The organism is Pseudomonas sp. GM102 (genome assembly GCF_000282555.1).
Classification (GTDB): domain Bacteria; phylum Pseudomonadota; class Gammaproteobacteria; order Pseudomonadales; family Pseudomonadaceae; genus Aquipseudomonas.
On the sequence record NZ_AKJB01000100.1, the window covers coordinates 73,894 to 83,969 of the forward strand.

Annotated in this window: 10 protein-coding genes; 5 read left to right on the forward strand and 5 right to left on the reverse strand. The window is 58.5% G+C overall.

What is annotated here, in order from left to right; all coding sequences use genetic code 11:
* Nucleotides 1-9: 9 nt before the first annotated feature.
* The 3 genes from PMI18_RS06055 to PMI18_RS06045 all read right to left on the reverse strand — a co-directional run bounded on the left by PMI18_RS06055 (nt 10) and on the right by PMI18_RS06045 (nt 2,139).
* Nucleotides 10-648, reverse strand: coding sequence for a LysE family translocator (locus PMI18_RS06055; protein ID WP_007905208.1), 639 nt, complete (start codon nt 646-648; stop codon nt 10-12).
* Between the two features lies 1 nt (nt 649).
* Complete coding sequence (locus tag PMI18_RS06050; protein WP_007905211.1) at nt 650-1,420, reverse strand: 2OG-Fe(II) oxygenase; 771 nt, start codon at nt 1,418-1,420, stop codon at nt 650-652.
* A 92-nt stretch (nt 1,421-1,512) separates the two neighbouring features.
* Nucleotides 1,513-2,139, reverse strand: coding sequence for a hypothetical protein (locus PMI18_RS06045; protein ID WP_007905212.1), 627 nt, complete (start codon nt 2,137-2,139; stop codon nt 1,513-1,515).
* Between the two features lie 90 nt (nt 2,140-2,229).
* Here PMI18_RS06045 and PMI18_RS06040 point away from each other — a divergent pair, with 90 nt between their 5' ends.
* Nucleotides 2,230-3,228, forward strand: coding sequence for a LysR family transcriptional regulator (locus tag PMI18_RS06040; protein WP_007905215.1), 999 nt, complete (start codon nt 2,230-2,232; stop codon nt 3,226-3,228).
* Between the two features lie 205 nt (nt 3,229-3,433).
* On the opposite strand, the gene PMI18_RS06035 is transcribed toward PMI18_RS06040, so the two are convergent.
* Both PMI18_RS06035 and PMI18_RS06030 read right to left on the reverse strand, forming a co-directional pair.
* Nucleotides 3,434-3,841, reverse strand: a complete 408-nt coding sequence (locus PMI18_RS06035; RefSeq protein ID WP_007905217.1) for a PA2817 family protein — start codon at nt 3,839-3,841, stop codon at nt 3,434-3,436.
* A 100-nt stretch (nt 3,842-3,941) separates the two neighbouring features.
* Nucleotides 3,942-6,389, reverse strand: a complete 2,448-nt coding sequence (locus PMI18_RS06030; RefSeq protein WP_007905219.1) for an acyl-CoA dehydrogenase — start codon at nt 6,387-6,389, stop codon at nt 3,942-3,944.
* Between the two features lie 248 nt (nt 6,390-6,637).
* Between PMI18_RS06030 and PMI18_RS06025 the strand changes: the two genes are divergently transcribed.
* The 4 genes from PMI18_RS06025 (at nt 6,638) to PMI18_RS06010 (ending at nt 9,805) form a co-directional block, all read left to right on the forward strand.
* Complete coding sequence (locus PMI18_RS06025) at nt 6,638-7,297, forward strand: transglutaminase-like domain-containing protein (RefSeq protein WP_007905220.1); 660 nt, start codon at nt 6,638-6,640, stop codon at nt 7,295-7,297.
* Nucleotides 7,298-7,340: 43 nt separating this feature from the next.
* A complete protein-coding gene (locus PMI18_RS06020; RefSeq protein ID WP_007905221.1) occupies nt 7,341-7,964 on the forward strand; it encodes a glutathione S-transferase family protein in 624 nt (207 codons plus the stop codon).
* A gap of 132 nt (nt 7,965-8,096) precedes the next feature.
* Complete coding sequence (locus PMI18_RS06015) at nt 8,097-9,029, forward strand: ABC transporter ATP-binding protein (RefSeq protein WP_007905222.1); 933 nt, start codon at nt 8,097-8,099, stop codon at nt 9,027-9,029.
* Nucleotides 9,026-9,805 carry an ABC transporter permease gene (locus PMI18_RS06010; protein ID WP_007905224.1) on the forward strand — a complete coding sequence of 260 codons (780 nt, stop codon included), beginning with the start codon at nt 9,026-9,028 and terminating at the stop codon, nt 9,803-9,805. The genes PMI18_RS06015 and PMI18_RS06010 overlap by 4 nt, the downstream gene beginning before the upstream one ends.
* The last annotated feature ends 271 nt before the right edge of the window (nt 9,806-10,076 follow it).

Sequence of the window (10,076 nt, forward strand, 5' to 3'; positions counted from 1 at the left end):
GCCGTTTTTTTACATCGACAGAATCAACCGGCCAGCGAACAGAATCAGGATCACCCCCATGGTTCGTTCGAACCAGTGCCCCATGCGCATGAACAGCAACCGCACCCGCGTGCTGGAAAAAAACAGCGCCACGATCACGAACCACAAGGCATTCACGAAACACATCCACAGGCCGTACAGCGCCTGAATCTGCAGCGGCGTCGTGGCGCTGATGATGGTTGTGAAGATCGCCAGGAAAAACAGCGTGGCCTTGGGGTTGGTGGCGTTGGTCAGAAACCCCGTGCTGAAGGCCTTGAACAAGGTCTGCCGTTCAGTTGACGCCTCTGCACCCTTGTCGCCTTCAATTGCTGATTTGGGTTTGCTGCGTATCAGGCTCACGCCGAGGTACAAAATGTAGGCCCCCCCCACAACCTTGGCCACCGTCAACAACCAGGGCGTGGTGTGCATCAGCGCGCCGACGCCGAGCAAGGTGTAAAGCACATGCACGGAAATGCCCGCGCCGATGCCCAGGGCCGTGCAAATCCCCACTAAGCGGCCGAAACGCACGCTTTGCCGGATGGTCACGGCGAAGTCCGGTCCGGGGGCGACCACGGCCAGAAAGTGGATCGTTGCCAGCGCCAGAAACTCGCCCAGGTAATTCGAAAACATCTCAGCTCCAGAAAGTCAGGGGTGAAGCATTGCCGCGATAGCCGACAAAGAAGGAAAGGCTCAATCGCGGATCGTCCACACCCGGGGTCACCGAGTGCATGCAGCGCGAATTGAACATGATGAAATCACCCGGCTCAGGACGAATCTCCAGGGTTGGAGGGCCGAGCAACGCCGGGTCGATGCCGTAACTGTCGCCACGCATTTCGTCGAACTGGTCCGCAGAAATGTCGTGGTCCCACATCTGCAACGCGCCGCCCTCGGTCGGCATGTTCAGGTAAACATTGCAGGCGAACTGCGCTTCCAGACTTCTGGCCTGGAAGCTGTCCGGGGCATCCTTGGCGAAAATGTCGTGATGGGCGAGGAAACACACCCCAGGCTTGACGACCCGGGATAGCCCCACATACATCTTGCGGCCATAGAGATTTTCCAGATGCGCCCCCGCCGGCCAGGACTCGTCGAGCATGCAGCGCAACGTGTCGACAGGAGAGGAGTAGGGCGCACAACGGCTGCGCAATTCGGCGATATTGCTGGTGGCGCGCTCGAAATAGTCCTCGATCAGCAGCGGCTGGTTTTCCGCTTCATAAAACGCCATGCCAATGCGACCGATGCTCGGCGCGTTGATGTAGCCCTCGAAGCCGGGGGCGAGGATCTTGTCGCCGATCTGGATCGCCAGCGGCCGAGGCAACAAGCCTTTGACGCGGATGGCGAGGACTTCTTCGTTGGCCAGTTTTTGTATGCACGTCTCATCGAGACGCTCGACGTCAAGCATCATGTTTTTAGGTCCATCTATCGATAGTCAACAGAGCCCGCGAATGCAGGCTCCCCCGGCGTCAGGCGATGACGGGGCCGACATCGCCCAAATGTTCAGTCCACGCTGTAGTGGACTGACAGCGTTCCCTTTTTCTGTGAAAGGGAAGCGATCGTGACCGTGCCCAAATCCTTCAGGCTCCGTACATGGGTGCCGCCGCAGCCGTAGGCGGGCAGTTCACCGAAACCGATTTCCCGGGCGCCTTCGCGCAACGACGTCAGGCGCGGCAAGTCATGGGAGATCCATTGCTTGATGCCGTGCTGAATCGTCTGCGCATCGACCTCCTGCGCGCTATCAGCCGGCTTGAACTGGACACGTCCTTCATCCGGCCAGTGATGAGCCTTGATCGGCATCCAGCCCATCGCCTGGACGAAGTGACCGATCAGGTGCCCCGCCGAATGCATGCGCGTGTTGAACCGGCGGCGTTGCTCGTCGACCCGAATCTGGGTCATGCCGAGTTTTACCGGGTGGTCGACGAAATGGATGATCCGGTCCGGATCCTGAACCACGCGCAGCACCTGGCTTTCGCCGATCCAGCCGGTATCCCAGGGTTGCCCGCCGCCTTGGGGATGAAACAGTGTGGCGCGCAGCACTACTGCGAATTCGTTCTCGTAGGGCGTGCAATCCAGGACTTCCACATTGGCCTTGAGGTCATCACTATGGAAAAAGAGGCGAAGCGTCATATTCCATGCCCTTATTAAAGTTTCTTTTTTTATTATATGAACCGTGGAATTGCGTGATAATCCGTTCAATCATCAAAGGACTGTTGCGCTGTGAGCATAAATCTTCCCCTGCCGCTGCTCGGTGAAATGGCGATTTTCGTCAAGGTTGTCGAGACCGGCAGTTTCTCCGAAGCGGCACGCCAATTAGGTTCTTCCCCCTCGGCGGTAAGTCGCAGCATTTCGCGGCTGGAGAAGGCACTCGCCACGCGGCTGCTGCAGCGAACCACGCGCAAGCTGCGCCTGAGTGACGGTGGCGAAGAGGTGTTCAAGCGTTGCCAGGAGATGGTCAGCGCGGCGAAGTCGGTGATGGAAATCAGCGGTCAGTTCACCCATGAAGCGGAAGGGCTGGTACGCGTCAGCGTGCCCAAGGCCGTCGGGCGATTCGTGATTCATCCGCATATGCCGGAATTTCTGCGGCGCTATCCCAAAGTGAATGTGGAGTTGTTGCTTGAGGACCGTCAGGTGGATTTGATCGACGACAACGTCGATCTGGCGATCCGTATTACCGACCGCCCACCCGCAGGGCTGGTGGGGCGGCAGTTGCTGACCATTGATCATTTGCTCTGTGCAACGCCGCAGTACCTGGCTGAACACGGCACGCCGACTCATCCCCATGATTTGCTCAACCACAGCTGCATCTATCTGGGCGAAACCCCGAGCGATGCGCGCTGGAAATTCAAGAAAGGCAGCAAAGCCGTGACTGTCGGCGTGCGCGGACGTTATGCCGCCAATCACACGGGCGTGCGACTGGGCGCGGTATTGCAACACATTGGAATCGGCAGTCTGCCGTACTTCACCGCCCGTTATGCGCTGGAACAAGGGCTGATTGTGCAGGTACTGCCGGACTGGACTTTTCTGGCGTCCTACCACGGAGGCGCCTGGCTGCTGCATTCGCCAACCCGCTATCTACCGCCCAAGTTGCGGGTGTTTATCGACTATCTGGTGGAATGCCTGGAGAAAGAGCCGACCTTGAGCAGGCCGGGCAAGCCGGGTGCGTTGGGCAAGGTCGCGGCAGAGTATGAGTTGCCCGAAAGTGATGGGTTGCTCTGAAGGGCCTCTTCGCGGGCAAGTCGGATCGCCGCACCGCTCGCTCCTACAGGTTTATGTCGTTCGCGCCATTACGTATGACACCAACCTGTAGGAGCGAGGCTTGCCCGCGAAGACTGACTTCGAACCACCACATCACTCGGTAAATGCCACAAAAAAAAGGCCCGCATGTTCAACCATGCGGGCCTTTTGCATTACTGATTGGGGATCAGTGCTTGCTGTCCTGGTTCGACATCGCCAGTAGCTGTTTTTCCTGATTCCAGTCGAACGGTTCGTCGTTCTGTTCGGCTTCGAAGCGACGTTCTTCAAGGGCCTGGTACAGGTCGATTTCATCATCGGGCATGTAATGCAGGCAGTCGCCAGCGAAGTACCACAGCAGGTCGCGTGGGACCAGGTGGGCGATTTGCGGGTAGCGAGTGATCACCTGACACAGAATGTCCTGGCCCAGGTATTGGCTTTCGATCGGGTCGACCGGCAGCAATGCACGCAGTTCGTCGAAGCGCTCCAGGAACAAGGCATGGCTTTCTTCGGGAACCTGTTCGGCCTCACCTACAGCGACCAGGATGCTGCGCAGGTGGTCGAGCAAGACGAGATGATCGGCAACGACATTGGACACGAGATAAGTCCTCAAGAGCAAAACGGGCGCAGGAGTATAAAGCTCCTGAGCCCCTTTTCACATATTAAAGAGCCCCATGCAAGACACAGGGTCCGCCGGATCAGCGGACCTTGCCTTTGGCCAATACCAACTCCTTTGGGTCGAAATCATCGACATCGATCACCTTGCGTCGCGCCACTTCTGCCTCGCGCAAGGTCTGGGCTTCAAGCGGTTGCAAGACACCAGCCTCTAGGGCGGCATCAATGGGAGACTCTCCGACAGTGGGTTTGACCTGGCGGCTTTTCAGTGCCGTATTGAGTTTTTTCTGTAGCGGCTTGGCGGCGTTCAACAAGTCGCAGGCGTGCTGCAGGGCGCCGACCGAATCCTCCGGCGATTGCGGGCGATAGCAGCCGCCCAGTAACTCCTCAAGGGTTGGATCGCCCTTGGCGCGGCCGGTGACGGCTGCAACTTCGGCTGCCAGCCTGTCCGACGGACCTCTGTGGCGACGACCGAACGGGAACACCATCACCCGCAGCAGGCATCCGAGTACCTTGTTCGGGAAGTTGGTCAGCAGTTCGTCCAGCGCACGTTCGGACTGGCCGAGGCTCTCTTCCATGGCCCAGGCGAATAGCGGACGCATATGCTCCGGCGAATCGAGATCGTGATAACGCTTGAGTGCGCCGGAGGCCAGATACAGGTAGCTGAGTACATCGCCCAAACGTGCGGACAGCCGTTCGCGGCGTTTCAAATCACCGCCCAGCAGCATCATGCTCAGGTCTGCAAGCAGGGCAAATGCCGCGGCCTGACGGTTGAGGGCGCGGAAGTAGCCTTGGCTGAGTTTGTCCCCGGGCATGTGTTCGAAATGCCCGAGGCCGAGGTTCAGCACCAGCGTGCTGGCGGCGTTGCTCACGGCAAAACCAATGTGGTCGAGCAGCAGTGCGTCGAACTCGATCAGTGCCTGTTGTTTGTCTTCGCGGTGGGCGAGGGCCATTTCCTTGAGCACGAACGGATGGCAGCGAATAGCGCCCTGGCCGAAGATCATCAAATTGCGTGTGAGGATGTTCGCACCTTCGACCGTGACGGAAATGGGCGCACCTTGCCAGCTGCGCGCCAGGTAGTTGTTCGGGCCCATGATGATGGCCCTGCCGCCGTGAACATCCATGGCGTGGCTGATGCATTCGCGGCCGCGTTCGGAGAGGTGGTATTTGATAATGGCCGAAGGTACCGACGGTTTTTCGCCGAGATCGACCGCGTTGGCGGTGAGCATCCGTGCGCTGTCCATCAGCCAGGTACTGCCGCCGATCCGCGCCAGTGCTTCCTGAATCCCTTCGAAGGCTGACAGTGGTGCGTTGAATTGTTCGCGAACCTGCGCGTATTGGCCCGTCACCAGACTGGTGAACTTGCCCGCAGCGGTACCGATGGCAGGCAGCGAAATGGAACGCCCGACCGACAGGCAGTTCATCAGCATCATCCAGCCCTCGCCGAGCATCTCCTGACCGCCGATGATGAATTCCAGCGGTACGAACACATCCTTGCCGGAGTTCGGGCCGTTCATGAACGAGGCGCCCAGAGGCAGGTGACGGCGACCGATTTCTACACCGGGGGTCTGGGTTGGAATCAAGGCGAGGCTGATCCCCAGGTCGACTTTGTCGCCCAGTATATGATCCGGGTCATAAGCCTTGAACGCCAGGCCGATCAAGGTCGCCACCGGGCCGAGGGTGATGTAGCGTTTTTCCCAGTTCAGACGCAGGCCGAGGGTTTCCTTGCCTTCCCATTCACCTTTGCAGATCACCCCGGTGTCGGTCATCCCGCCGACGTTGGAACCCGCCATAGGACCCGTCAGCGCAAAGCAGGGGATATCGTCGCCGCGTGCCAGCCGTGGCAGGTAGTGATTGCGTTGTTCGTCGGTGCCGTAATGCAGCAGCAATTCCGCCGGGCCGAGAGAATTGGGCACCATGACGGTCGACGCCAGGTCGCCGCTGCGGGTGGCCAGTTTCATCGCCACTTGGGAGTGGGCATAGGCCGAGAAGCCTTTGCCACCGTACTCTTTGGGGATGATCAGGGCAAAAAAGCCATGTTGTTTAATGTGATCCCAAGCCTTGGGCGGCAGATCCAGCAACTGGCCGATTTGCCAATCGCTGACCATGGCGCAGAGCGCTTCGGTCGGGCCATCGATGAACGCTTGTTCCTCTTCGCTCAGCTGCGCTTTTGGATAGGCCAGCAGCTTGTTCCAGTCCGGGCGGCCGCTGAACAGCTCACCGTCCCACCAGACCGTGCCAGCTTCAATGGCTTCACGTTCGGTTTGCGACATCGGCGGCAGGTTTTTTTGAAACCAGCCGAATATTGGCGCAGTGAAGAGTTTTCGGCGCAGATCCGGCAGCAACAGGAAAGCGGCCACGACTGCGAGCAGCACCCAGAAAATCAGCATGAGCCAGACGGGGGCATGGCTGAAGATGCCCATCGCCAGCAGATAGACAGCGATGATGCCCAAAGCGGGCAGAGGCGCAGTGCGCCGATGTGCCAGGTAGGCAGTCCCGACCACCAGAACCAGTATCCACAACAGCAACATATTCAATTCTCCATGAAGCCAGAGGCAAAACCACTTTCAGAGCTTAGACGGCATCCATAAAAGTGGGTGGTCAGCGCATGAGTCTGAGCGTGTAGGAAGCAACGACTGAAATTCGTCAGTTATTTCGAGGGCGAACGGTTTAACGCTTGTGTAAATAGGGCCGCAAGCGCTGACATTTGGCCGAAACGTCGTTATCTCTGTGCTGAAGCTGTCGCTAGACTCGTGGCTTCCCCCTGGAGATTGTTGCCATGCATGCGTATCTGAGCCCCGGCCGCTTCATCGACAGTGACCATCCCTCGGTGATGGCGTTCGCCGAAAAACATCGTGGCACCGGGCGCGATCCGCTCGAACAGGCGATCAATCTTTACTACGCGGTGCGCGAGGCCGTACGCTACAACCCTTACACCTTCAGCCGCGATCCAGAAACCTTGCGCGGCAGCTATGCGCTGGCGGCAGGGGAGAGTTATTGCGTGCCCAAAGCCACGCTGCTGGCAGGTGCAGCCCGGCATTGCGGGATCCCGGCGCGTATCGGTCTGGCAGATGTGCGTAATCATCTGTCGACGCCGCGTCTGCTCGAACTGCTCAAAAGCGATGTGTTCGCCATGCACGGCTACACCGAGTTATATCTGAACGATCGTTGGGTCAAAGCCACGCCGGCTTTCAATCAACAACTCTGCGAACTGTTCAATGTCGCGCCGCTGGAGTTCGACGGGATCAATGACAGTGTGTTCCACCCCTACAACCGTGACGGCGAGCAGTTGATGGAATATCTGATCGATCACGGCCAGTTCACCGATGTGCCGGAAGCGTTCTTTTTCGAACACCTGGAAAAGTGCTATCCGCATCTGTTCGGCGAGCAATTGCCGGTGCTGCTGGGGGATATGCAGAGCGATTTGAGTCGCGCCTGATCCGGCGTATGCTGCCTGCGCATTCATCCAAAAAGGGGCGGTCATGCTGAAGATCTGGGGGCGGAAAAATTCGTCGAATGTCAGAAAGCCATTGTGGGCGGCCGAAGAACTGGGCCTGGCTTATGAAGCCATCGATGCCGGCGGCGCCTTTGGCGTGGTCGACACGCCTGAGTACCGCGCGATGAATCCCAACGGCCGCGTGCCGGTGATCGAAGACGACGGTTTTGTGCTGTGGGAATCCAACACCATCGTCCGTTACCTGATGGCCCGTCATGCCTGCGGTACTGCCTGGTATCCGACAGACCTGCAAGCCCGAGCCTCTGCCGAAAAGTGGATGGACTGGACCACCTCAAGTTTTGCCGCCCCGTTCCGCACGGTGTTCTGGGGCGTGTTGCGCACCCCGGAAGACCAGCAGGACTGGCCGGCCATCAAGGCTGCGATCAAGGAGTGCGACGATCTGCTGTCGATGGCCGATCAAGCGCTGGCGGCCAAACCGTATCTGTCCGGCGATGAGATCGGCATGGGCGACATTCCCCTGGGCAGTTTCATTTATGCCTGGTTCGAGATGCCGATCGAGCGCGCGCCGCAGCCTCATCTCCAAGCCTGGTATACGCGATTGAAACAGCGTCCGGCCTATCAGAAGGCGGTCATGACCGCGTTGACTTAATACTCACTATCGACACACTTGACTGTACTTGTGCGGCAGCGACAAGCACCATTGCGCTCATGCGCCGCGGTTGTATTGCTCGCCGCCCGCCCTTATTTATTCCTTTCTTCCCTTCTTGGTGCGTAATCCGATATGAGTTCCGCTCTGTCCATCCGGCAGCTAACCAAAACCTACGGCAACGGTTTCCAGGCCTTGAGTGGTATCGATCTGGACGTCGCCGAAGGTGACTTTTTCGCCTTGCTCGGCCCCAACGGCGCCGGCAAATCCACGACCATCGGCATTCTCTCGACCCTGGTGAACAAGACCAGCGGGACGGTGAATATCTTCGGTCACGACCTGGACAAGAATCCTGCGCAGCTCAAGCGTTCCATTGGTGTGGTGCCCCAGGAATTCAACTTCAACCAGTTCGAAAAGACGTTCGACATTGTCGTGACCCAGGCCGGTTACTACGGCATCCCGGCGAAAATCGCCAAGGAACGCGCCGAGCAGTACCTGACCCAACTGGGCCTGTGGGACAAGCGCGATGTGCCGTCGCGCTCTCTGTCCGGCGGCATGAAGCGCCGACTGATGATCGCCCGTGCGCTGGTTCACGAACCGCGCCTGCTGATCCTCGACGAACCGACGGCGGGGGTGGACATCGAATTGCGTCGCTCGATGTGGACTTTCCTCACCGAGCTGAACAAGAAAGGCATCACCATCATCCTCACCACCCACTATCTGGAAGAGGCTGAGCAGTTGTGCCGCAACATTGGCATCATCGACCACGGCACCATTGTCGAGAACACCAGCATGAAGCAGTTGCTCAGCCAGCTGCATGTCGAAACCTTCCTGCTGGATTTGAAGAACACCTTGCAAGTGGTCCCGCAGTTGCTCGGTTACCCGGCCAAACTGATCGACAGTCATACCCTGGAAGTCCAGGTCGACAAGGCCATGGGCATTACCGCGCTGTTTACTCAATTGGCGCAGCAGAACATCGAAGTGTTGAGCCTGCGTAACAAAACCAATCGCCTCGAGGAGTTGTTCGTGTCCCTGGTGGAGAAGAATCTGTCGAAGGTGGCGGTATGAGTTCCGAGCTGCAACCCAACCTCGTTGCCCTCAATACCATCGTCTACCGTGAGGTCAAGCGCTTCACCCGGATCTGGCCGCAGACCCTGCTGCCGCCGGCCATCACCATGGTTTTGTACTTCGTGATCTTCGGCAATCTGATCGGTCGGCAGATCGGCGATATGGGTGGCTTCACCTACATGGAGTACATCGTGCCGGGGCTGATCATGATGTCGGTGATCACCAACTCCTACGGCAACGTGGTGTCGAGTTTCTTTGGCAGCAAGTTCCAGCGCTCCATCGAAGAGTTGATGGTGTCGCCGGTGTCACCGCATACGATTCTGATTGGCTACACCTTGGGCGGCGTGCTGCGCGGGTTGATGGTCGGGATCATCGTGACCCTGCTGTCGTTGTTCTTCACTCAATTGCAGGTGCATCACCTGGGCGTGACCGTTCTGGTGGTGGTGCTGACGGCGACGATTTTCTCGCTGCTGGGTTTCATCAACGCGGTATTTGCGCGCAACTTCGATGATATCTCGATCATCCCGACGTTCGTGCTGACGCCGTTGACGTACCTGGGCGGTGTGTTCTACTCGATCAGCTTGCTGCCACCGTTCTGGCAGACCGTGTCGTTGGCCAACCCGGTGCTGCACATGGTCAACGCTTTCCGTTACGGCATCCTCGGTGTGTCGGATATTAAGATCAGCGTGGCGATCACCTTCATGCTGATAGCGACCGTTGTGCTGTATATCGGTTGTGCGCGGTTGCTGGTGAGTGGGCGCGGGATGCGTACCTGATCAAGACCCTGGCTCGGCCTTCGCGGGCGAGCCTCGTACGGTGATGCTCTTGTAGGAGCGAGGCTTGCCCGCGAAGGCTGGGTGTCAGGCGATTTGTTTTTTGATGGTGTACATATCCATTGCTGCGGTAACGGCGGCTAACGGTTCCGCTTTTACAGCGGGTCACTTTGGAAAAGCGCCAAAGTAACCAAAGCGCTTCTGCCCCTGTCGTTCGGTGCCTCGCCCAGGCTCGGCATGCCCTCGCTCCGGTCCTGCTCCGTGGGCCCGCCGC